Source organism: Streptomyces sp. NPDC020362 (assembly GCF_040642095.1).
In the GTDB taxonomy this organism is placed as follows: Bacteria; Actinomycetota; Actinomycetes; order Streptomycetales; family Streptomycetaceae; genus Streptomyces.
This window is the reverse complement of the sequence record NZ_JBFAET010000173.1, coordinates 1-19407: the sequence shown is the minus strand read 5'-3', so window position 1 is coordinate 19407 and position 19407 is coordinate 1. Positions and strand designations below refer to the sequence as shown.

Genomic DNA, 19407 nt, shown 5'->3' with positions numbered 1-19407 from the left:
GGCCCGGGCACGGCCGCGGGGGGGGCCGGGGCGGGGGGCCCCCCCCCCCGCACGCCCGCTTCAGCCCTGAAGGGGCCTTGTCCTCGAAGTCCTCAGACTCCCCCACTCTCGGCTTCGCTCGAGCGGGGGGACCCTCACGACGGGCTGGACGTTGCCGACCATGCCTCCGCCAGCATCTTTCTGGTGTCGGCCAGGAGCTGCGGCAAGACCTTGGTGTGGCCGACCACGGGCATGAAGTTCGTGTCGCCGCCCCAGCGCGGGACGATGTGCTGGTGCAGATGGGCCGCGATGCCGGCGCCGGCCACCGTGCCCTGGTTCATGCCGATGTTGAAGCCGTGCGCGCCGGAGGCGGTCCGCAGGGCCGTCATCGCCTGCTTGGTCAGCTCGGCCAGCTCGGTGGTCTCCGGGCCGGTCAGATCGGTGTAGTCGGCCACGTGCCGGTAGGGCACGGTCATGAGGTGGCCGCCGTTGTACGGGTAGAGGTTGAGGACCGCGTACACGTGCTCGCCGCGGCGGACGATCAGGCCGTCCTCGTCGGACTTGGCCGGGATCGAGCAGAACGGGCAGCCGTCGTCGGCCCCCGGGCCGGTCGGCTTGTTCTCGCCCTGGATGTAGGCCATCCGGTGGGGCGTCCACAGGCGCTGGAACGCGTCCTGCGTCCCCACTCCGATCTGCTGCTCCGGCTCACTCGTCATGCAAGGCAGCATATGGCTTCGCCCGTTCGTGGCGTGTCCCAGGGGCGAAGGAGAAGACGGCGAGGGCCCCCGGGGATGCGATCCGCCGGGGCCCTGCGCCGGGACGTCAGACCTGGGTCCGCTCCTCCACGACCTTCGCGATCTTGGCGATGGCCTCGTCGAACGGGATGCCGTTCTCCTGGGAGCCGTCGCGGTAGCGGAAGGACACCGAACCGTTCGACATGTCCTCGTCGCCCGCGATGACCATGAAGGGCACCTTCTGCTTCTGGGCGTTGCGGATCTTCTTCTGCATCCGGTCCGAGGAGGAGTCCACCTCGACGCGCAGGCCCTTCCTCTTGGCCTGGGCGGCGAACTTCTCCAGGTACTCGACGTGCGCGTCGCCGATCGGGATACCGATCGCCTGGACGGGGGCGAGCCACGCCGGGAAGGCACCCGCGTAGTGCTCCAGGAGCACGGCGAAGAACCGTTCGATCGAGCCGAAGAGGGCGCGGTGGATCATCACCGGGCGCTGCTTGGCACCGTCCGGGCCGGTGTACTCCAGGTCGAAGCGCTCGGGCAGGTTGAAGTCGAGCTGGATGGTCGACATCTGCCAGGTGCGGCCGATCGCGTCCTTGGCCTGGACGGAGATCTTCGGGCCGTAGAAGGCGGCGCCGCCCGGGTCCGGGACCAGGGGCAGGCCCTGCTTCTCGGCGACCTGGCGGAGGGTCTCCGTGGCCTCCTCCCAGACCTCGTCGGCGCCGACGAACTTCTCCGGGTCCTTGGTGGACAGCTCCAGGTAGAAGTCGGTCAGGCCGTAGTCGCGCAGCAGGCCGAGGACGAAGGTGAGCGTCTTGTCCAGCTCCTCGGACATCTGCTCACGGGTGCAGTAGATGTGCGCGTCGTCCTGGGTGAAGCCGCGGGCGCGGGTCAGACCGTGCACGACGCCCGACTTCTCGTACCGGTACACGGTCCCGAACTCGAAGAGGCGCAGCGGCAGTTCACGGTACGAGCGGCCGCGCGCGTCGAAGATCAGGTTGTGCATCGGGCAGTTCATGGGCTTGAGGTAGTAGTCCACGCCCTCGTCGAGCTGCATGGGCGGGTACATGCCCTCGGCGTACCAGTCCAGGTGACCCGAGGTCTCGAAGAGCTTCCCCTTGGTCGCGTGCGGGGTGTAGACGAACTCGTAGCCCTCCTCCTCGTGCCGGCGGCGCGAGTAGTCCTCCATCACGCGGCGGACGATGCCGCCCTTGGGGTGGAAGACGGCGAGGCCGGAGCCGATCTGCTCGGGGATCGAGAAGAGGTCCAGCTCGTTGCCCAGCTTGCGGTGGTCGCGCTTCTCGGCCTCGGCGAGGAAGTCGAGGTACGCCTTCAGCTCGTCCTTGGACGGCCAGGCGGTGCCGTAGATGCGCTGGAGCATCGGGTTCTTCTCGCTGCCGCGCCAGTAGGCGGCCGCGTTGCGCATCAGCTTGAACGCGGGGATCAGGCGGGTCGAGGGCAGGTGGGGACCACGGCAGAGGTCCTTCCAGCACAGCTCGCCGGTCTTGGCGTCCAGGTTGTCGTAGATCGTCAGCTCGCCGGCGCCGACCTCGACGTCCGCGCCGTCCTCGGAGGAGGCGGAGCCCTTGAGGCCGATCAGCTCCAGCTTGTACGGCTCGGCGGCCAGCTCCTCGCGGGCGGCCTCGTCGGTGACGGCGCGGCGGGAGAACTTCTGGCCCCGCTTCTGGATCTCCTGCATCTTCTTCTCGATGGCCTTGAGATCCTCGGGCGTGAACGGCTTCTCGACGTCGAAGTCGTAGTAGAAGCCGTCCTTAACGGGCGGGCCGATGCCCAGCTTGGCCTCGGGGAACAGCTCCTGCACGGCCTGCGCCATGACGTGCGCGGTGGAGTGGCGCAGGATGTTCAGGCCGTCCTCGGAGGAGATCTCGACGCCCTCGACGGTCTCGCCGTCCTGGACCTCGTGGGCGAGGTCCTTCAGGTCGCCCCCGACACGCGCGGCGATGATCGAGCGCTCGCCGGCGAAGAGCTCGGCGGCCGTAGTGCCCGTCGTCACCACGCGTTCTTCCCGCTCGGAATCGCGTTGGATGATCACACGGACGTCTGACACCGGTCTCTCCTGACTGAAGGTGGGGTGCGGCGCCATACCAGGAGCGCGCGCACAAGGGATCGTACCGACCCGACGGCACCGACCGCGAAACGGTCACCCTCAGTCCTCGGCCCCGTACCCCTCACCGCACGCCTCCTCGAAGAAGTCGAGATTCTCCTGGAGGGACTTCATCAGCCGGTCCCGCTCGGCGTCGTCCACCTGCACGGGTACGACGCCGGAGGCGCCGGTGAGCCTGCGGAAGCCGCCCCGGCGCTCCAGCCGGCCGAGCACCCGCACCGGGAGGCCGACGAGGTGGGCGTGGCCGGCGATGCGGTAGTCCTCCTCGTCCAGGGTGACGCGGACGTGCGGGACCTCGGCGCCCGCGAGCACCCGCAGCCGTACGCTGCCCTCGCCGCGGGGTCCGGAGCGGCGCAGGCGGACCACGGCGCCGGTGATCCGGACCGGCACGGAGGGTTCCTCCTGCACATAGCGGGCGCCGGCCGCGCGCAGCACGGGCAGGTCGCCGGGCGAGAACTCGACGGGTTCGGCGGAGACGGCGCAGCCCTCGGGAACATCGGCCCCGGGTGCCCAGGCAACGGCGACGCGGGCGCCCTCGGTGCCCCGGACGAGGGTGATCAGCGCGTCGGTCAGTTCACGGCTGACGCCCGCCTCGACGGCGCCGTCGAAGGCGTCCATGCCGCCGGTGGCCCGCTCGTAGTCGATGGCCTCGCGGGCCGCGTACAGGGCCTGGTGGAGGCGGACGGCGAGCGGACGGGCGGTGGGCACGGGCGTGAAGGCGGTCAGCCGGCGGCCCTCGGCGGCCGGTCCGACGAGGAGGTTCTCCAGGAGGGCGGCGGCGGACCGCCGGTGCCGGGCACCGTAGTAGCCCGCCCGCGCGCGCGTGGCGAGCGCGGCCGCGAGGAGCATCTGCCGGGCGGCGGTGCGCAGTTGCTCGTCGACGGTCCAGGGCGCGGCGCCGCCCACGGGTCCGCTCGGGGTGTCCCGCCACCAGCGGATCTCGTCGCTGGGCACGGCGAGGGAGATCAGCACCTCGCGTGCGGAGGGCGTGTCGGTGCGGGCGAGGGCGTCGAGGGCCTCGCCGAGCAGGTCCTCGCTGTCGGGGAAGGCCCGGCTCTCGGGCACCAGCAGGCTGGTCCCGCCGCCGCCCGGTCCCGGCGGGGTCCAGCGGCCGTAGCGCCCGGCCGCTCCCCCGCGCCGCTGCCAGCCGTGCCGGTGCAGCAGGGCGCCGAGCACGGCGGGGTCGACCTCGGCGGGGTCGGGGGGCCGGTTCCAGGCGAGGTCGTCGGGGTGCGGCCGGACCTGCCGCACCACCCCGTCGTACGGACGGCTTCTCATGGCCTGCCTCCCGTCCCGACCCGCGTCATGATCTCGCACAGCGCCCGGTCGTCGAAGATGCGCGAGGTCGGTATCCGCACGGTGGTCCGGTGCCGGCCGGTGACCGGATGACCGGCCAGGTTGACCCAGTAGCAGCAGTGCCTGAGGTCGAGCCGGTCGTGGCTGGCACGCAGCCAGTCGTCCTGGGAGCGCGGGACGAGCATGACGACCAGGATCTTGTGCACCGAGACCGGTGTGCGGGCGAGTTTGCGCAGGTGGTCGTTGTCGAGCGTGAAGGAGAAGAAGCGGCCCGGGGGGTTCGGCGGGACCTGGTAGGTGCACTTCAGCTGCACCTTGATGGTGACCTCGTCGTCGACGGTGTGTCCGGGCGCGCTGTGGCTGACGTGCCAGTCGATGCCGTTGTCCGGGAAGGGCTGGGACAGCGAGCAGCCCGCCGCTGCGGCGACCGCGTGCAGATAGCCGACCTGCAGTGTCTCCATGCAGGCGGTGGTGGCGAGCGTGCCGCGGAGGGGGCCCGTGCGTTCGGGCAGCAGCCCGCGCCGCTCGGGCTGCGCTATGGCCATGACCAACAGCCTTCCAAGCCAAGAGTGTCCCCGTGCCGGGCCGCTGAACTGCAAAGACCCGTACTCCTGTTGTCTCCTCCCGGCGTACGGCGCAAACGGCCCGGGTATCACCAAACAGGCAGAAGACGGAACGTCACCTGCCGTGGGTGAACAAGGAGTTGGGTTCACATGACGACCTGGTATGAGGGGCCGCTGGCCGCCTTCGACACGGAGACGACGGGCGTGGACGTCGAGACCGACCGGATCGTGTCGGCCGCCGTCGTCGTCCAGGATGCGCCGGGCACCCGGCCCCGGATCACCCGATGGCTGGTGAACCCGGGCGTGCCGGTGCCGGAGGCGGCGACGGCGGTGCACGGACTGACCGATGAACATCTGCAGCACAACGGGCGCTGGCCGGCGCCCGTGATGTACGAGATAGCCGAGCAGCTGGCGGAACACGCGGCGATGGGACGGCCGCTGGTGGTGATGAACGCGCCGTTCGATCTGACGCTGCTGGACCGGGAGTTGCGCCGTCACCGCGCCTCGTCGCTGGACCGCTGGTTCGAGTCGGTGCCGCTGATGGTGCTGGACCCCCGGGTGCTGGACAAGCACCTGGACCGCTACCGCAAGGGCCGGCGGACCCTGACCGATCTGTGCGGGCACTACGGCGTGACGCTGGAGGGCGCGCACGACGCGGCGGCGGACGCGCTGGCCGCGCTGGATGTCGTACGGGCTCTGGGCCGTCGTTTCGCGACCCGTCTCGAGCGCCTGTCCCCCGGCGACCTGCACACCCTGCAGGCCGCCTGGCATGCGGCGCAGGCCCGTGGTCTGCAGGCGTGGTTCGCGCGCAGCGGCTCGGAGGAGACGGTGAACACGGACTGGCCCCTGCGACCGGAGATGCCGGCAGCGGCATGACGAAGGCCGGCCCGCTGATGGCGGACCGGCCTTTCCCGGTGGGCGATACTGGGTTCGAACCAGTGACCTCTTCGGTGTGAACGAAGCGCTCTCCCACTGAGCTAATCGCCCGGGAACGCACTGAACAATACAGGTCCCCACGGTGTTACTTCAAACCGCTTGGAGGTACCGCAGCAGACCGCGTCGGCCGGCGCCCATCATCAGCCGGTGGTTGGCACGGAAGACGGGCCGACCCGGTACGGCCAGCCGTCTCAGCAGTGGTTTGTTCACGTCGACGACCTGGTCGTAGCGGGCGAGGGTCCCCGCGCCGTCGGCCGTGACCGTCCAGCGGGCCCAGCCGGCGATGTCACCGGACATGGCGATCTCCAGGATTCCGGCGGCGGGATCGTGGCGCGTCTCGCGGGCGGTGAAGCTCATCTCGTACGGCAGGACGGAGCGGATGGTGAGGACGCCCGTGGCGTCGTCGAGCCGGGTGACCGTCCGTACCTGTGGCCACCAGAGGGGGTAGTCCTCGGGCCGCTCCAGCACCGCGTACACGACGGCCGGCGGGGCGGGCAGGGACCACAGGCTGCAGAAGCGGTAGTGGGACCAGTCCATGGGCAGAGTCTGCCCTGGTGGACGTGTCGATCTGAGTACGCGTACTCATGTCCCTCGCCGAGGTGCGGACCACACTCGGGTGGTGAGCGCCGCCGCCCGTGCGACGGCGCTCTGCTCCTGCTGCTCGGCCAGGCGTCCTGTCGCCGAGCAGGGCCAGGTTCTCGATGACCACGAGGCCGTACCGCGTGGTGTCGTTGCCGGACACCCGGCTCGCCTCGCCGCCCGCGACCAGGATGGCCGGTCCGGCCGGCTTCTCGGTCTTCCACGGCGAGGACTCGGTGGAGCCGTCGAAGAGCCAGAGGCCGGGCGACAGCTCGGAGTTGCCCCAGGCGCAGGCCCGGGCCGAGGACCTTGGCCTCGACGGGTTGCCGGGGCGGGGCGGCGAGTTGCGGCAGGGTACGGACGGCAGGACCTTCTTGCCGACGGCGAGCGCCATGGTGTCGGAACCAACGGGAATTCCGAGCTGCTTGCCGTCGGCCTCGCCGACCTTGGTGACACCCACGCGGAAGTGATCCAGGCTCAGATTGCCTGCCCGGACCTACGACTCGAGGGCGTGAAGAATTCCTCTCTTGTCGTACTTCCGAAGGAACCCGACGGCATTCTGAATAAGGTCCGGAGGATTTCCGCCGGCAGTCTGCGTCTGGAACTTCTCCCACAGTGATTGATACATCTGGAAGTCGGTCTTGACCTTGATCTTCGGATACTTCTTCTCGAAGAGGGCGATCGTCCGGTCGATCTTCTTGGCCCGTTCCTCGGCATCCCATCACAAGTAACGGATCGTCATCGTCCCGTTCCCGGAACCGCCCTCACCGCCGCAGCCGGTCGTCGCCGAGAGCCCGAACGCGGCCGCCGAGGCCCCGACGGCCTTCAGGAGCGTACGCCTCTCAAGATTCCTGCTGGTTCCTGCAGTCGGGCCCCTCCACGCAGCAACGATGCCGTCGCCGCCGTCGTCATGAATCGTTTCAAGCAAGGGTTTGATGGCGCAACAAACCGACTTGATGGGACAAGACACAGAGGAGCCAGGAGTGCGTCGACGATTCGGACAGAATCTTCTTCGCGGCAGGGCGGACGCGACCGTGGGGGCCGCCGCGTGCATGCGGGTCCGTTCAGCGTCCCGCCGCGGCCGGCGAAGGCACCGGACGGCGGGTCGGGACGGCCGACGTCTGCGGCATGGGCCCTCCTGGGACCGCGGCGATCATCGAACGGACGGTGCGACCCCTGTACGGCTTGTTGCTGATCCGGCAATGCGCAGACGGAGGAGGAACCGGCCAATCTGCGCCGAGACGAGGTGCACCGGGGAGTAAGGGTGGCACCGGGGCCCGGCGGCGTCTCGCAGCGGCAGCACGTGCCCGGCGCGCGCCAGGGGGCGACCCGGGGCACCGGACGGCTCGCGCGCCCGCCTGCGCGATCGTATCTGCACGTACACGGACGACGCACGCGCAGATACGACGACGGCCCATCTGCTGTTCGCAGATGGGCCGTCGTCCCGGGTGGGCGATACTGGGTTCGAACCAGTGACCTCTTCGGTGTGAACGAAGCGCTCTCCCACTGAGCTAATCGCCCGGGCGCAGGAAGAACATTACCCCATGTCAGGGGGTGCCTCCGACCAGGGGCGGGGCGACGTGCGGCCTCGGCCCGCGAGCCCCGTCACTGATCCTTGATCTTCCAGGGCATCACGATGCCGAACTTCCACAGGTAGATCCCGGCCAGCGCTCCCACGATCACCAGACCCACCGCCGTCAGAGTGATGTTCCGGCGGCGCACCTTGGGATCGAGGGCCCGCTGGGCCGCCTCGGTGACCTTGCGTTTCGTCCAGCGCAGAACGAGCTGGGCCCACACGAACTCGGTCGCCCAGATCGCCATGCCCGCGAAGATCACCACCCAGCCGGGGCCGGGCAGCGGCAGCATGACGATGCCCGCCGCGACGACCGCGAGGCCAATCACGAAGACGCCGACCTGCCAGCTCAGATGCAGGGCCCGGCGGGCCTTGATGAATTCCGGCGCACGGGAACCGAGCCCCTGCTCGGACTGCTCCGCTCCCGCCTTCGTCCCGTCCGACGCCACGGCGCCCTCGCCCCGCTCGTCACTCCCCGTATTCATACAGCCAAACCCTACCTGAGTGAATCCGGTCACCGGAATGGTCGTAGATCTTGGACAAGTTCTCGGCCGGAAGAGTTACGTAAACACACGCAAAACCCTCAGAGGGGTTTACAACGGCACCGTAGGTGGCATGTCGATTTCGCCGACGTGCGAATCCCCGAGCGCACACTGAGCGAAAGGCCCTGGCGCTTATGAACACCACGGTCAGCTGCGAGCTGCACCTGCGCCTCGTTGTGTCGAGCGAGTCCTCCCTGCCTGTCCCCGCAGGCCTGCGGTACGACACGGCCGACCCCTACGCCGTGCACGCCACCTTCCACACCGGAGCCGAGGAGACCGTCGAGTGGGTGTTCGCCCGCGACCTCCTCGCCGAGGGGCTTCACCGGCCCACCGGAACCGGCGACGTCCGCGTCTGGCCATCCCGTAGTCATGGCCAGGGCGTCGTGTGCATCGCCCTCAGCTCCCCGGAGGGAGAGGCCCTGCTCGAGGCCCCGGCGCGGGCCCTGGAGTCCTTCCTGAAGCGAACCGACGCCGCCGTGCCGCCCGGCACGGAACACCGGCACTTCGATCTGGATCAGGAGCTCTCGCACATCCTGGCGGAGAGCTAGGCCGAGGCCCTCGAAGCCGCCCGGCGCCGTCCACTCGGGGAGACGGCTCGGGCCAAGACAACCGCATACGGCGCATGCCGACGCCGTCACCGTGAGTGCTCACGGGGCGGCGTCGGCATGCGCGTGTACGGGCACCGCCCGCGGCGTCCGGGAACCCCTGGGGGCACGGGAGCGTTCTACGGACAGGCATCGGTGGGGCGCGAACCCGGTGCGGTCGGCGCGGATGTCGCTACCATCGGCCAGCATCGGCGGGCGCCCGCCCGTCCCCCAGGCCAGGGAGAGCGAAACGTGCTGATCACCCACGACACCCGGTGCGCCCTCGACACCGTGGTGGATCTGGTGAACACCGCGCCGGAGGACAACGCGGCGGCGGACGGACTGCAGGATGTCGCGGCTCTCACCGATTTCGTGCGAAGCCACAAAATGAGCGATGTCGGGGTGCTGTCGGAGTTCGATCTGTCGGCCGTGCGCAAGGTCCGCAACCGCTTCGCGGGGATCTTCGCGGCCCCGGACGCCCGGGCCGCGGCGGGGATGATCAACGAGCTGGTCGCCGCGGCCGGCACCACCCCGCGTCTCACCGACCACGACGGCTACGACTGGCATGTGCACTACTTCGCTCCCGGCGCCTCGGTGGCCGACCACCTCGCCGCCGACTGCGGGATGGCCCTCGCCTTCTTCGTCGTGGCCGGGGAGCAGGAGCGGCTGCGGCGCTGCGAGGCGCCGGACTGCCGGCACGCCTTCGTGGACCTCTCGCGCAACCGCTCGCGCCGCTACTGCGACAGCCGCACCTGCGGGAACCGGCTGCATGTCGCCGCCTACCGTGCGCGACGCAAGGAGGCGGCGGGCTGATCGACGGGCCCGGGGCCCGGGGCATGATCGGCAGGCGCAGGACCGCGGCGGGATCCACAGGCGCAGGACTGGAGCGGGATCGACAGGCACCGGACCTGAGCGGGATCGATCGGGGTGTGCCCGGGGCGGGCGACGCCGGTCCCGGCGGGTGGCGCCGGGACGGGCGTGTACGGCTCACAGCAACAGCAGGTCGTGCAGCGCAGCCATGAGGAGCAGACACCCGATCACCGCAAGGAAGATCATCAGCGGTGGCTGGGAAAGGGCGAAAAGGCACCCGCGCGGCTCGTCCTTCTGCGGCGCGGCCTCGCTCTGTCTCGTGTCCAGCATCTCGCGGTGATGATGGCCCAGGGCGTGCCCCGTTGGCGATCAACACACCCGCCGAGTGCGGGACTTCACCGATTTCCCTACCGGACGGTTCGACTTGCTTCCGGTTATGAACGGTTTCAGGTCATATGCCGTGCTTCTTGAGTATGGCCTCGATGTCGCTGAAGTCCTCGCCGGAGCCGGCGCGCGGGGCGGCGGCGGGCCGTGCGGCAGGGGTCGACCCGGCACCGAGCGAGGGTGCCGAGGCCGCCGGTGCCACCGCCGGGCCGCTCTGGCCGCCGCGGGCCGCCTTGCGGTCGGCGCGGGTGCCGCCGCGCCGGCGCTCGATGGCGCGCGTACTCGCGAACAGCAGCCAGGCCGCGCCCAGCACCCCGAAGCCCGCCCAGGCCGTGGGACTGAACGCGGTGTCGGAAAGCCAGCCGACGACACCTGTCATCACCAGGCCGACCGGCACGAGCGAGTACGCCGCGATGCGCGCGGCTGCGAGGAAACGCTTGCGGTAGGCCGTGACCACCGCGATACCCAGGCCCGCCGCGGACACGGCGGAGCAGACGGTCTCGGCAATCATCCGGTCCTCCAGGCGGGCTCGGGCGGGCGAACAGAACGCGGCGCACGGGCAGAGTGCGCTTCGTCCCTTCCATCCTGCCCCTCCCGGTCCTCGCGATGCCACGCTCCGGACCGACATCAGGGAGATCTCCGGGTCGCCTCCTCCTGAGGTGCCGCCCCCCCGGACCCGCCCCCACCAGGCGCCGCGGCCTGCGAAGCCGTGCCGAGAGGCACGCAGAGGCACGCACAGGTACGCCGTGGCGAGGCGCGAGAAGGAGCGCACCGCGGCGAGACGTACGGAGAAGTTCGCGGAAGTTCGCGGGATTGCGGAGCCGAGCGGTGCCGATTGGGTCGCCCGCTCCCGGCCTGGAAGACTGGGTCCATGAACGACTCCTCCCCCGCACGCACCGGAACCCTCGTCCTCGACGTCTGGTGCGAACTCCAGTGCCCCGACTGCCGCAGCGCCCTGCGCGACGTCCGCGCCCTGCGGGACCGTTACGGCGACCGGCTGGACGTGCGGCTGCGGCACTTCCCGCTGGAGAAGCACAAGCACGCCTTCGCCGCCGCCCAGGCCGCCGAGGAGGCCCTGGAACAGGGCAAGGGCTGGCCGTACGTGGAGGCGGTGCTGGAGCGGGTCGGGGAGCTGGACCGCAAGGGGGAACCCTTCCTGGTCGAGGTAGCCGGCGAACTCGGTCTCGACGCCGAGGAGTTCGACACCGCGCTGATCGACGGGCGGCACATCCTGATCGTCGACGCGGACCAGGCCGAGGGCAAGGCGATCGGTGTGACCGGCACCCCGACGTATGTCATCGGGGGCGAGCGCCTCGACGGCGGCAAGAGCCAGGAAGGCCTGCGCGAACGCATCGAGGAGATCGCGGACCGGCTGCTGGCCGAGCCCGCCTGACCCTCCCGCGGCCGGTCGGCCGTCCGCCCGGGCGATGGGCAGCACCCCGGCCACGACGGGCAGCGCCCCGGCCCTCAGAGCAGTGGCTTGAGGAAGGAGTAGCTCGTCGTGCCGTAGCCGAGCGACTCGTACAGGCGCTCGGCCGGGGTGTTGCCCGCGAAGACGTTGAGTCCGAGGGCACGCCGGCCGGCCTCGATCGCCTGGCGCTCCGCCAGCAGCATGAGGGTACGGCCGTGGCCCCTGCCGCGGTGGGCGGCGTCGGCCTCGACGTCGAAGACCCACGCCCTCTCGTCCCGCACGGCCAGCCACAGGACGCCCACCCGCGTCCCCTCGTGCTCCAGCACACTGTGCAGCATGCCCGCGGTCGCGAGGCCGTCGGGCAGCAGCCGTTCGTGGTCCCGGCGGGCCTTGGCGCGTGCCTCGCCCTCGGGCAGGCCCCGCTCCATCCACGTCCGGGCGTACCGCTCGGCCTCGTCCCCCTGCCGTGCCTCGAACTCCGCCCGGGTCATGGGCCGTGCCCGGCTGCCCGGGGGCAGTTCCGGCGGAGCGTCGCCGAGGGCCTTGTCCATGGCCCGGTTGGTGAGGGTGTAGCCGAGGACCCCGGCCAGCCGCAGCGCCGCCTGCGCCGTCGCAGGGACCTCGGCACCGATCCGGGTGCAGCCCCAGCCCCGTGCCACCTCCTCCGCGGCCAGCGCGGCGACCGTCGCCCGGCCGCGCCGCCGGTCGGGTTCCTCGATGCGCAGGTCGATGATGCGGGCCACCGAGTCGCCCAGGGACGCCGAGGTGCCGAGGTGGATCACGCCGACGGGGCGGCTGTTCACGCACACCTGATAGCGGCGGGAACGAGTGCCGTCGGCATGCTGCTGAAGCGGCTCGGCCGGCCGCAGGGTCGTGGTCATCACCGGTGTTCTACCCGGCGCGAGCCGCCGGGTCAGCCGAATATTGCGGGGGATTTCAGGGATCCAGGTCCTCGCCGGACCGCTCGTCGAAGATCCGCATCGCCTTCGCCGTCGCCGGGCCGGGAGTCCCGGGCAGTTCCCGGCCGTCGACCCGGTGCACGGCCTGCACGTCCCTCAGGGTGGAGGTGAGGAAGACCTCCTCGGCCCGTTCCAGCACGTCCAGCGGCAGGTCGGTCTCCTTGGCGCCGGTCCACTCGACGGCCAGGGCACGGGTGATGCCGGGAAGACAGCCGGAGGCGACCGGCGGGGTGTGGATCTCGCCGTCCAGGACGACGAAGACGTTCGACCCGGTGCCCTCGCAGAGCTGCCCGACCGTGTTGGCGAACAGCGCCTCGGAGGCGCCGTGTTGGTGGGCGCGGGCGAGGGCGACGACGTTCTCGGCGTACGAGGTTGTCTTCAGGCCGGTGAGCGCGCCCCGTTCGTTGCGGGTCCAGGGCACGGTGATCACCGCGGTGGAGTCGGGGCGGCGGCTGGTCTCGCCGAGGGCGACCACCAGGGTCGGGCCGTGCTCGCCGCGGTCGGAGCCGAGGGGGCCGTGGCCGCCGGTGTAGGTGATGCGCAGCCGGCCCAGCGGCATCGGGTTGGCCTCCAGGACGGCCGCGCAGGCCCGGCGGACCTCGGGGTGGTCGGGGTCGGGCAGACCGAGCCCCCGGGCCGAGCGGGTCAGCCGGTCCAGGTGACGGGTGAGCGCGAAGGGCTGCCCGTCGACCGCCTTCACCGTCTCGAAGATGCCGTCGCCGACGGTCAGCCCGTGGTCGAAGACGGAGACACGGGCGGACTCGACGTCCTGCAGAGAACCGTCCAGCCAGATCTTCATGTGAGAGCTCCTTCGTCGGGTGCGGTCCCGCCCGCCCCGCCCTCCTCGTACGTCCCCGACGCTACCGCGAGCAGCCGGGACGCCTTCAGCTCGGTCTCCTGCCACTCCCCCTCGGGATCGGATCCCCAGGTGATGCCTGCGCCGGTGCCGAAGCGCAGCAGACCGGCGTCCCGGTCGATCCAGAAGGTGCGGATGCCCACGGCCAGCTCACCCACGCCCCGGTCGGCGTCGACCCAGCCGATGCCGCCGCAGTACGGGCCGCGCGGCGCGGTCTCCAGGGCCTCGATGATCCTGAGGGCGCTCGACTTGGGGGCGCCGGTGACCGAGCCGGGCGGGAAGGCGGCGGCGAGCAGGTCGGGCCAGCCGGCGCCGTCGCGCAGCTCGCCGCGGACCGTGGAGACCAGGTGCACCAGGCCGGGGTGTTTCTCGACGGCACACAGGTCGGGGACGGTCACGGTGCCGGTGGCGCAGACACGCCCGATGTCGTTGCGGACCAGGTCCACGATCATCACGTTCTCGGCGTAGTCCTTCTCCAGAAGGTCCGCCTCGGTGCGGCCGGTGCCCTTGATGGGGCCCGACTCGACCGTCCGGCCGTCCCGGCGCAGGAACAGCTCGGGCGAGGCGGTGGCGATCTCCACGCCGTGCTCCGGCAGCCGGACCGTGCCCGCGTAGGGCGCCGGGTTGCCCCGGGCCAGCAGGGCGGTCAGGGCGTCCACGTCGGCGTCGGGAGCGACGGGCGCGCTCAGCACCCGGCAGAGGTTGGCCTGGTAGACCTCGCCGGCCGCGATGTGCTCGCGTATTCGGCCCACGCCCGCCGTGTAGGCGGCGCGGTCCAGGGAGGTGGTCCACTCCCCCACGGCCGGGCCGTGCCAGCCGCCCGGCACCGGTGCGGGCACCGGCTCCTTGCGGACGTCCGCGAAGCGGGCGCAGGTCAGCCCGCCCTCGAAGTCCGCGCAGACGGCCCAGAAGCCGGAGGAGTCCAGGGCGGAGGGATCACTGGTGACGTCGAGCAGGCCGGTGGCGAGACGGTCGCCGAACCGGGCCAGGGGAGGGAGCCGAGACGGGAGGTGGAGCACGTGGTCGAGTCTAGGGCGGGTGTCCGACACATGACCCGCGCGTGTCCCCCTGGGGCCCCTGACCATGCCGTCCATCGGGTGCAGCGCAGCACGCTGCGCAAACGCGTTTTTGTGCTGGCCCGGGAATCCGCTAGAGTTCAACACGTCGCCGGGACGCGGAAGCGGACCGAAACGACAGGCGGACGTAGCTCAGTTGGTAGAGCGCAACCTTGCCAAGGTTGAGGTCGCGAGTTCGAGCCTCGTCGTCCGCTCGAAGGAAGAAGGGGTCTTCCCGATCCCCTACACTCCTGGTGGAGTGGCCGAGAGGCGAGGCAACGGCCTGCAAAGCCGTCTACACGGGTTCAAATCCCGTCTCCACCTCCAAGGACGATTAGCTCAGCGGGAGAGCGCTTCCCTGACACGGAAGAGGTCACTGGTTCAATCCCAGTATCGTCCACTGGATCTTCTTCGAAGGTCCGAGGATCTCTTTGAAGATCCTTGCCCGCGCGATTAGCTCAGCGGGAGAGCGCTTCCCTGACACGGAAGAGGTCACTGGTTCAATCCCAGTATCGCGCACCGACTGTGACTCTCACGTCACAGCCTGCGGACGATTAGCTCAGCGGGAGAGCGCTTCCCTGACACGGAAGAGGTCACTGGTTCAATCCCAGTATCGTCCACACACCGCAAAGCCCCCGGCCGTCTCGTACGGCCGGGGGCTTCTTCGTGTGCTCAGCTGGAGAAGAGCATGTGGGCCCAGCTCTTCTGGTGGTGCCCATGGTGCCCATGGTGGCCGTGACCACCGTGGTGACCGCCGTGCGGCGCGCCCCAGGCGGGGGCGGGCGGCGCCGGGTACGCCTGCGGGGCGACGGGCGGAGCCGGCGGGGCGGGCTTGGACCACTGGGCCTCCAGCTGGGTCAGGGCCTCCAGCTCGCCGTAGTCGAGGAAGATGCCGCGACAGCCGCTGCACTGCTCGATCTGGACGCCGTTGCGGTTGTAGGTGTGCATGGGCGCATGGCACTTCGGACACTGCATGGTCGGCTCAACTCCTCGCCGTTGGGTCCTGCTTCGTGTTTCCCCAGGACAGACTCCGTCCGGTCCTGGTCGGTTGCACCCTAACCCGGGAATCCCCGCGTCAACTGACGGGGGACCGAAGTCATTCGGGCACACGCGTCCACCAGGGCCTGTTCCACTTCGTCCAGCGGGCGGTCCTCCGCGAGCGCCTTGGCGAGCGCGCGGGCCGCGGTCTGCACGGTGACCGCGCGGGCCGGGACGTCCAGGGCGGGCCAGGGATCGCCCTCGACCGGTACGGCGGGGCCGCCCGCCCTGCGGTAGGCGGTCAGGAAGCGGGTCCACTCCTCGGGCGGAAGGAGCCCGCAGGCGTACCAGGCGGCGGGGCGGGCCAGGTCCCATGCCGGGACGCCCATGCCGAGGTCGTCCACGTCGATCAGCCGCCAGGGCCCGTCCGGTGCCGGGTGGCGGACGAGCTGGCCCAGGTGCAGGTCACCGTGACACAGGGCCGGGGTGCCGGGCATCGGGGCCTCGGCGCGGGCCCAGGCGGGCAGGGCCTGCCAGGCCTGGAGGACCGGGCGTGCGGCCGGACGGGGCGTGGCGTCCAGAGCCGTGCGCAGCCTGGTGAGGGCGTGGGCGGCCTTGGCGGGACCGCGCATCGGGGGCAGCGGGCCGGAGGGGACCGTCCGGTGCAGCAGGGCGAGCAGCGTGGCGGCGGCCTCCCAGGGGGCCGCGTCCCGGTCGTCCGGGTCCACGGGGGCGCCGTACGGCCAGAAGGTCACCAGACGGTCGTGCACAGCGGCCGGGGTGGCGGTGAGCGGCGACAGCAGGACGTCGGGGACCCGGGCCGCCACAGCCAGGCGGCGGGCCAGCCCGGCGGAGTCGGTGCCGGGGGCGTGGGCCTTCGCGACGGTGTCGGCGTGCCGGACGACGGTCGCGTCGGGGCGGTCGGCGAGGGAGGTGCTGCCACAGGTGCAGGAGCCCGGGCCGGTGCCGGGGTGGGCGGCGGCTCTGACCTGTGCGGTGAGGGCCGTGAGGACCCCGGGGGGCGCGCTCATGCGGACGCCTCGGGCGGCGCATAGTGGCGCAGGTAGTCGCGCAGCCCGGGTTCCAGCGCGGAGAGATCTCCGTCCCTGATCGCGTGCCACAGCCGGTTCTCGATCCAGAAGCGGTGGGCGAACTCCTCGAAGGTGGGCGCGCACCAGAAGATCGCCGCCCGCTGTTCCTCCCGGTCGTCCAGGTCGCTGTCCGTTCTGTACCCGTCGCGCCGCGCCTCGTACTCGTGCTCGTAGTCGAGGAAGGAGTGCACGACGAACGACTCGCCGGAGGGCCGCAGGTACAGGTACCAGAGCACACAGTCCTGCTGGTCGCGCAGGAACCTGACGAGGAACGCCCCCGGCTCGACGGGGCTGGGCAGCGGGTCCGAGAGGTCGGACCAGCAGCAGGTCACGGAGACGGCGTCCAGGGCCGTGTGCAGCCTCGATCCGGTCTGGAAGGTGACGAAGTCGTCCGGCAGGGTCAGGCCCCTGGCGGCCAGCTCGGCCGCCAGCCCGGTGAGCCGCGTGACCTGCTCGGTCACGGGTTCGCCGGCCGGGCCGAGCCAGTCGAAACGGCCCGTGTACCGGCCCGGGTCGAGGGGCGGCAGGCTCGCGTACGGGTAGGAGGCGTAGGTGTAGCGGCAGGAGCGGTACTCGCCGAGGCCGGTGGCGCACCAGGCAGCCGCGAAACCGGTGCCGGCCGGGGCCGGTCCGGTTCCTGTGCGTTCACCTGTCATCGGATTCCCCCTGATCAGTACGAGCCGGTCGTCGGCGACAGCATCGCACCCGCCACCGACAACGCCCCGGAAACGGCGCAATGCCGGCGCAGCTCCCCAGCTGCGCCGGCATTTGTGCCGTCCGCCGCACCCCCGTCCCCACGGGGTTTCATGGATGGATGTCCCCGCCCGGACCGCTCTTCCGGGCCTGGGGTCGCCGCTCAGCGCCCCAGCATCGCACCCACGGACGACGCCTGTGTGGCCACCGTCTCCCAGCCGTCGAAGACGAGAAGGAGCAGGGCCGCCAGGGGAAGGGCCATGAGCGTCGCCACCACGGGGTGGCGACGGCCCGTCCGGCGGGTGCGGAACGCCGTGCGCCGCGGTGCCGTGTGGGCCATGGTCCCTCTCCCGACCGTTTCGGTTGTCGATTGCAGCGGCGAGTGTCTGACCTCGGGGGACGAGTGCTGCACCCGCCGCTTGACCTCAAATCTAGGCGCGCGGTACCCGACCGGCGTCATGCCCTCGTACCGAATCGCGGGCCTCCCGGAGGATGAGCCATGACCTGCGGAGTACTCCCCTGGGTGGAGACGGAGTCCTAGGTCTCGGGGTCTTCCCGGAGGGGGCGCCCGCTGTGTCCGGCATGTCCGGACGGCCAGGTCCCGCACATCCGGACCGCCGCCCCCCCCGCTTCCGGGTCCGGATCACTGCGGCGCACCGGGTCCGGACCGCCGTGCAAGCCGGGCCCGGAGAGCCCCCGCACCCGAGGCCGGAGAACCCCGCACCCGAGGCCGGAGAACCCCCGCACCCGGGTCCGGACGCTCGGGTCAGCCGGGTCCGGACAGCTGCGGACCCGGCTCCCAGGGCCGTGCCGCACCGCGTCCCGGGCCCCGGGCGGGGGCGCGCCGAGTGAGTTCGATCACCTCGACGGGTCCCGGCTGCCGCGCCGCGGCCACCGTGCGGACGGTCCCGCCCGCCGCTCGTCCGCCCGCGCCCGGCACCCTCCCGGTGGCGCCGGGTCCCCGTCCCCGGTCATTTGCCTCATCATCAATCTCCTTTCCAGTGCCGTGCGTTGACGTCACACAGGCCTCAAAGGCACCGCAGACACCGGCTTCCTGACCGCGTTTCACCTCGTGCGTCCGGCCGGCACAATCCATCCGCCCGAGAGGGCGCGGCCTCTGCGCGCAGGCGGCTGTGGAAACGTAAGCTGTGCCACGTCACAGGGACCGGGCAGCGGGGATGAACATGGCGATGATGCGCCTGAGGCGCGAGGACCCGCGCGTCGTCGGCTCGTTCAGGCTTCACCGACGGCTCGGCGCGGGCGGGATGGGCGTGGTCTACCTCGGCTCCGACAAGAAGGGGCAGCGGGTCGCGCTGAAGGTGATCCGGCCCGATCTGGCGGAGGACCAGGAGTTCCGGTCGCGGTTCGCCCGTGAGGTCTCGGCGGCCCGGCGCATCCGGGGCGGCTGCACGGCCCGGCTGGTGGCGGCGGACCTGGAGGCCGAGCGGCCCTGGTTCGCCACCCAGTACGTGCCCGGCCCGTCCCTGCACGACAAGGTCGCCGACGAGGGCCCGCTGAGCGCGGCCGACACGGCGGCGGTCGGCGCTGCCCTCTCCGAGGGGCTCGTCGCCGTGCACGAGGCAGGTGTCGTCCACCGCGACCTGAAGCCGTCCAACATTCTGCTGTCCCCGAAGGGGCCGCGGATCATCGACTTCGGCATCGCCTGGGCCACCGGCGCCTCCACGCTCACCCATGTCGGCACGGCGGTCGGCTCCCCCGGATTCCTCGCTCCGGAGCAGGTGCGCGGCGCGGCCGTCACGCCCGCCACGGACGTCTTCTCCCTCGGCGCGACCCTGGCCTACGCCTCGACCGGCGACTCGCCCTTCGGGCACGGCAGTTCCGAGGTGATGCTGTACCGGGTGGTGCACGAGGAGGCACAGCTGCAGGGCGTGCCGGACGCCCTCGCACCGCTCGTACGGGCCTGTCTGGCCAAGGATCCCGAAGACCGGCCGAGCACCCTCCAACTGTCACTGCGGCTGAAGGAGATCGCCGCGCGGGAGGCGCAGGGCCTGGCCGACGTACGGCCGCCCGCGCCGCGCTCCGCGGAGGCGGACCGGCCGACCGGACGGCTGGTGGACACCTACCCCGAGCAGCAGCGCACCCAGCGTCGGACCTCCCCCGGCACTCCCCTGTCGCGCGGCGGCACGTCCGCCCGGGGCGGTGCGCCCGCGCGGGGCGTCGGCGCCCAGCGCGCCGGTGGCGTCGCCTCCCGGCCGGGCACGGCCCGCCCGACCCCGGCCCCCCGTGACGGCGGCCCGCGCT

At 71.3% G+C, this 19407-nt stretch carries 21 protein-coding genes, 7 tRNA genes and 1 pseudogene; 11 read left to right on the top strand and 18 right to left on the bottom strand.

All coding sequences use genetic code 11. The annotated features are described in order from the left end of the window. Nucleotides 1-134 precede the first annotated feature (134 nt). From AB0H32_RS37540 to AB0H32_RS37525, 4 genes are all read right to left on the bottom strand, one after another. Nucleotides 135-707: an HIT domain-containing protein gene (locus tag AB0H32_RS37540; RefSeq protein ID WP_361130549.1), complete on the bottom strand. Its 573-nt coding sequence runs from the start codon at nucleotides 705-707 to the stop codon at nucleotides 135-137. A gap of 94 nt (nucleotides 708-801) precedes the next feature. After that, complete coding sequence (gene thrS / locus AB0H32_RS37535; RefSeq protein ID WP_361130546.1) at nucleotides 802-2778, bottom strand: threonine--tRNA ligase; 1977 nt, start codon at nucleotides 2776-2778, stop codon at nucleotides 802-804. 99 nt (nucleotides 2779-2877) lie between these two features. Further along, complete coding sequence (locus AB0H32_RS37530; RefSeq protein ID WP_361130543.1) at nucleotides 2878-4113, bottom strand: hypothetical protein; 1236 nt, start codon at nucleotides 4111-4113, stop codon at nucleotides 2878-2880. Next, nucleotides 4110-4676: a DUF4365 domain-containing protein gene (locus AB0H32_RS37525; RefSeq protein WP_361130540.1), complete on the bottom strand. Its 567-nt coding sequence runs from the start codon at nucleotides 4674-4676 to the stop codon at nucleotides 4110-4112. Before AB0H32_RS37525 ends, AB0H32_RS37530 begins: the two co-directional genes overlap by 4 nt. 168 nt (nucleotides 4677-4844) lie before the next feature. Between AB0H32_RS37525 and AB0H32_RS37520 the strand changes: the two genes are divergently transcribed. Continuing rightward, entirely contained in the window at nucleotides 4845-5570 is a 726-nt protein-coding gene (locus AB0H32_RS37520) for a 3'-5' exonuclease (protein WP_361130537.1), read from the top strand. A gap of 39 nt (nucleotides 5571-5609) precedes the next feature. Here AB0H32_RS37520 and AB0H32_RS37515 read toward each other — a convergent pair. Together AB0H32_RS37515 and AB0H32_RS37510 are read right to left on the bottom strand one after the other, a co-directional pair. Then, nucleotides 5610-5681 (bottom strand) — tRNA-Val (locus AB0H32_RS37515). Nucleotides 5682-5720: 39 nt separating this feature from the next. Further along, the gene (locus tag AB0H32_RS37510) at nucleotides 5721-6167 is read right to left on the bottom strand and encodes an SRPBCC family protein (protein ID WP_361130534.1); all 447 of its coding nucleotides are present in this window, start codon (nucleotides 6165-6167) and stop codon (nucleotides 5721-5723) included. 164 nt (nucleotides 6168-6331) lie between these two features. Here AB0H32_RS37510 and AB0H32_RS37505 point away from each other — a divergent pair, with 164 nt between their 5' ends. Then, the gene (locus AB0H32_RS37505) at nucleotides 6332-6679 is read left to right on the top strand and encodes a hypothetical protein (RefSeq protein ID WP_361130552.1); all 348 of its coding nucleotides are present in this window, start codon (nucleotides 6332-6334) and stop codon (nucleotides 6677-6679) included. On the opposite strand, the pseudogene AB0H32_RS37500 reads toward AB0H32_RS37505, so the two are convergent. The 3 genes and pseudogenes from AB0H32_RS37500 to AB0H32_RS37490 form a co-directional block, all read right to left on the bottom strand. Beyond that, nucleotides 6577-6951 (bottom strand): annotated as a pseudogene (locus AB0H32_RS37500) (extracellular solute-binding protein); the annotation flags it as partial. The gene AB0H32_RS37505 and the pseudogene AB0H32_RS37500 overlap by 103 nt on opposite strands. 707 nt (nucleotides 6952-7658) lie before the next feature. Beyond that, nucleotides 7659-7730 (bottom strand) — tRNA-Val (locus AB0H32_RS37495). A gap of 84 nt (nucleotides 7731-7814) precedes the next feature. Beyond that, nucleotides 7815-8267 (bottom strand): TIGR02611 family protein, encoded by a 453-nt coding sequence (locus AB0H32_RS37490; RefSeq protein WP_361130531.1) that lies wholly within the window; start codon nucleotides 8265-8267, stop codon nucleotides 7815-7817. Nucleotides 8268-8458: 191 nt separating this feature from the next. Between AB0H32_RS37490 and AB0H32_RS37485 the strand changes: the two genes are divergently transcribed. Together AB0H32_RS37485 and AB0H32_RS37480 are read left to right on the top strand one after the other, a co-directional pair. Further along, nucleotides 8459-8872 (top strand): SsgA family sporulation/cell division regulator, encoded by a 414-nt coding sequence (locus AB0H32_RS37485; RefSeq protein ID WP_004002642.1) that lies wholly within the window; start codon nucleotides 8459-8461, stop codon nucleotides 8870-8872. 288 nt (nucleotides 8873-9160) lie between these two features. Beyond that, nucleotides 9161-9721, top strand: coding sequence for a CGNR zinc finger domain-containing protein (locus tag AB0H32_RS37480; protein ID WP_361130528.1), 561 nt, complete (start codon nucleotides 9161-9163; stop codon nucleotides 9719-9721). Nucleotides 9722-9895: 174 nt separating this feature from the next. On the opposite strand, the gene AB0H32_RS37475 is transcribed toward AB0H32_RS37480, so the two are convergent. Both AB0H32_RS37475 and AB0H32_RS37470 read right to left on the bottom strand, forming a co-directional pair. After that, a complete protein-coding gene (locus tag AB0H32_RS37475) occupies nucleotides 9896-10048 on the bottom strand; it encodes a hypothetical protein (RefSeq protein WP_361130525.1) in 153 nt (50 codons plus the stop codon). Nucleotides 10049-10169: 121 nt separating this feature from the next. Beyond that, nucleotides 10170-10613: a hypothetical protein gene (locus AB0H32_RS37470; RefSeq protein WP_361130522.1), complete on the bottom strand. Its 444-nt coding sequence runs from the start codon at nucleotides 10611-10613 to the stop codon at nucleotides 10170-10172. Nucleotides 10614-10973: 360 nt separating this feature from the next. Here AB0H32_RS37470 and AB0H32_RS37465 point away from each other — a divergent pair, with 360 nt between their 5' ends. After that, nucleotides 10974-11495, top strand: coding sequence for a DsbA family protein (locus tag AB0H32_RS37465; RefSeq protein WP_361130520.1), 522 nt, complete (start codon nucleotides 10974-10976; stop codon nucleotides 11493-11495). A 74-nt stretch (nucleotides 11496-11569) separates the two neighbouring features. On the opposite strand, the gene AB0H32_RS37460 is transcribed toward AB0H32_RS37465, so the two are convergent. From AB0H32_RS37460 to AB0H32_RS37450, 3 genes are read right to left on the bottom strand one after another with little or no spacing between them, the layout of a single operon-like run. Further along, nucleotides 11570-12394: a GNAT family N-acetyltransferase gene (locus tag AB0H32_RS37460; RefSeq protein WP_361130517.1), complete on the bottom strand. Its 825-nt coding sequence runs from the start codon at nucleotides 12392-12394 to the stop codon at nucleotides 11570-11572. A 55-nt stretch (nucleotides 12395-12449) separates the two neighbouring features. Further along, a complete protein-coding gene (locus AB0H32_RS37455) occupies nucleotides 12450-13271 on the bottom strand; it encodes an aminodeoxychorismate lyase (RefSeq protein WP_361130514.1) in 822 nt (273 codons plus the stop codon). Beyond that, a complete protein-coding gene (locus tag AB0H32_RS37450; RefSeq protein ID WP_361130511.1) occupies nucleotides 13268-14347 on the bottom strand; it encodes a chorismate-binding protein in 1080 nt (359 codons plus the stop codon). Before AB0H32_RS37450 ends, AB0H32_RS37455 begins: the two co-directional genes overlap by 4 nt. Nucleotides 14348-14525: 178 nt before the next feature. Here AB0H32_RS37450 and AB0H32_RS37445 point away from each other — a divergent pair. The 5 genes from AB0H32_RS37445 (at nucleotide 14526) to AB0H32_RS37425 (ending at nucleotide 15003) form a co-directional block, all read left to right on the top strand. Next, a tRNA-Gly gene (locus tag AB0H32_RS37445) sits at nucleotides 14526-14598 on the top strand. 38 nt (nucleotides 14599-14636) lie between these two features. Further along, a tRNA-Cys gene (locus tag AB0H32_RS37440) sits at nucleotides 14637-14710 on the top strand. Between the two features lies 1 nt (nucleotide 14711). Then, nucleotides 14712-14783, top strand: a tRNA-Val gene (locus AB0H32_RS37435). A gap of 47 nt (nucleotides 14784-14830) precedes the next feature. Beyond that, nucleotides 14831-14902: transfer RNA gene (locus AB0H32_RS37430), tRNA-Val, on the top strand. 29 nt (nucleotides 14903-14931) lie between these two features. Beyond that, nucleotides 14932-15003 (top strand) — tRNA-Val (locus AB0H32_RS37425). 52 nt (nucleotides 15004-15055) lie between these two features. Here the strand turns inward: AB0H32_RS37425 and AB0H32_RS37420 are convergent. The 4 genes from AB0H32_RS37420 to AB0H32_RS37405 form a co-directional block, all read right to left on the bottom strand. After that, complete coding sequence (locus AB0H32_RS37420; protein ID WP_361130508.1) at nucleotides 15056-15358, bottom strand: zf-TFIIB domain-containing protein; 303 nt, start codon at nucleotides 15356-15358, stop codon at nucleotides 15056-15058. A gap of 80 nt (nucleotides 15359-15438) precedes the next feature. Next, on the bottom strand, nucleotides 15439-16392 hold the full coding sequence (locus tag AB0H32_RS37415; protein WP_361130505.1) for an aminoglycoside phosphotransferase family protein: 954 nt from the start codon (nucleotides 16390-16392) through the stop codon (nucleotides 15439-15441). Continuing rightward, on the bottom strand, nucleotides 16389-17108 hold the full coding sequence (locus AB0H32_RS37410) for a hypothetical protein (RefSeq protein WP_361130502.1): 720 nt from the start codon (nucleotides 17106-17108) through the stop codon (nucleotides 16389-16391). The genes AB0H32_RS37415 and AB0H32_RS37410 overlap by 4 nt, the downstream gene beginning before the upstream one ends. Before the next feature lie 200 nt (nucleotides 17109-17308). Beyond that, nucleotides 17309-17485 carry a hypothetical protein gene (locus AB0H32_RS37405; protein WP_361130499.1) on the bottom strand — a complete coding sequence of 59 codons (177 nt, stop codon included), beginning with the start codon at nucleotides 17483-17485 and terminating at the stop codon, nucleotides 17309-17311. An 838-nt stretch (nucleotides 17486-18323) separates the two neighbouring features. Between AB0H32_RS37405 and AB0H32_RS37400 the strand changes: the two genes are divergently transcribed. Further along, on the top strand, nucleotides 18324-19407 hold a 1084-nt coding region (locus tag AB0H32_RS37400), incomplete at its 3' end, for a protein kinase (protein WP_361130497.1).

Coding starts and splice junctions, on each gene's coding strand:
- AB0H32_RS37530 (WP_361130543.1), bottom strand. CDS start 4,113: ATGAGAAGCCGTCCGTACGACGGGGTGGTGCGGCAGGTCCGGCCGCAC.
- AB0H32_RS37540 (WP_361130549.1), bottom strand. CDS start 707: ATGCTGCCTTGCATGACGAGTGAGCCGGAGCAGCAGATCGGAGTGGGG.
- AB0H32_RS37410 (WP_361130502.1), bottom strand. CDS start 17,108: ATGACAGGTGAACGCACAGGAACCGGACCGGCCCCGGCCGGCACCGGT.
- AB0H32_RS37485 (WP_004002642.1), top strand. CDS start 8,459: ATGAACACCACGGTCAGCTGCGAGCTGCACCTGCGCCTCGTTGTGTCG.
- AB0H32_RS37490 (WP_361130531.1), bottom strand. CDS start 8,267: ATGAATACGGGGAGTGACGAGCGGGGCGAGGGCGCCGTGGCGTCGGAC.
- AB0H32_RS37460 (WP_361130517.1), bottom strand. CDS start 12,394: ATGACCACGACCCTGCGGCCGGCCGAGCCGCTTCAGCAGCATGCCGAC.
- AB0H32_RS37510 (WP_361130534.1), bottom strand. CDS start 6,167: ATGGACTGGTCCCACTACCGCTTCTGCAGCCTGTGGTCCCTGCCCGCC.
- AB0H32_RS37405 (WP_361130499.1), bottom strand. CDS start 17,485: ATGGCCCACACGGCACCGCGGCGCACGGCGTTCCGCACCCGCCGGACG.
- AB0H32_RS37455 (WP_361130514.1), bottom strand. CDS start 13,271: ATGAAGATCTGGCTGGACGGTTCTCTGCAGGACGTCGAGTCCGCCCGT.
- AB0H32_RS37505 (WP_361130552.1), top strand. CDS start 6,332: ATGACCACGAGGCCGTACCGCGTGGTGTCGTTGCCGGACACCCGGCTC.
- AB0H32_RS37525 (WP_361130540.1), bottom strand. CDS start 4,676: ATGGCCATAGCGCAGCCCGAGCGGCGCGGGCTGCTGCCCGAACGCACG.
- AB0H32_RS37470 (WP_361130522.1), bottom strand. CDS start 10,613: ATGATTGCCGAGACCGTCTGCTCCGCCGTGTCCGCGGCGGGCCTGGGT.
- AB0H32_RS37420 (WP_361130508.1), bottom strand. CDS start 15,358: ATGCAGTGTCCGAAGTGCCATGCGCCCATGCACACCTACAACCGCAAC.
- AB0H32_RS37465 (WP_361130520.1), top strand. CDS start 10,974: ATGAACGACTCCTCCCCCGCACGCACCGGAACCCTCGTCCTCGACGTC.
- AB0H32_RS37520 (WP_361130537.1), top strand. CDS start 4,845: ATGACGACCTGGTATGAGGGGCCGCTGGCCGCCTTCGACACGGAGACG.
- AB0H32_RS37475 (WP_361130525.1), bottom strand. CDS start 10,048: ATGCTGGACACGAGACAGAGCGAGGCCGCGCCGCAGAAGGACGAGCCG.
- AB0H32_RS37415 (WP_361130505.1), bottom strand. CDS start 16,392: ATGAGCGCGCCCCCCGGGGTCCTCACGGCCCTCACCGCACAGGTCAGA.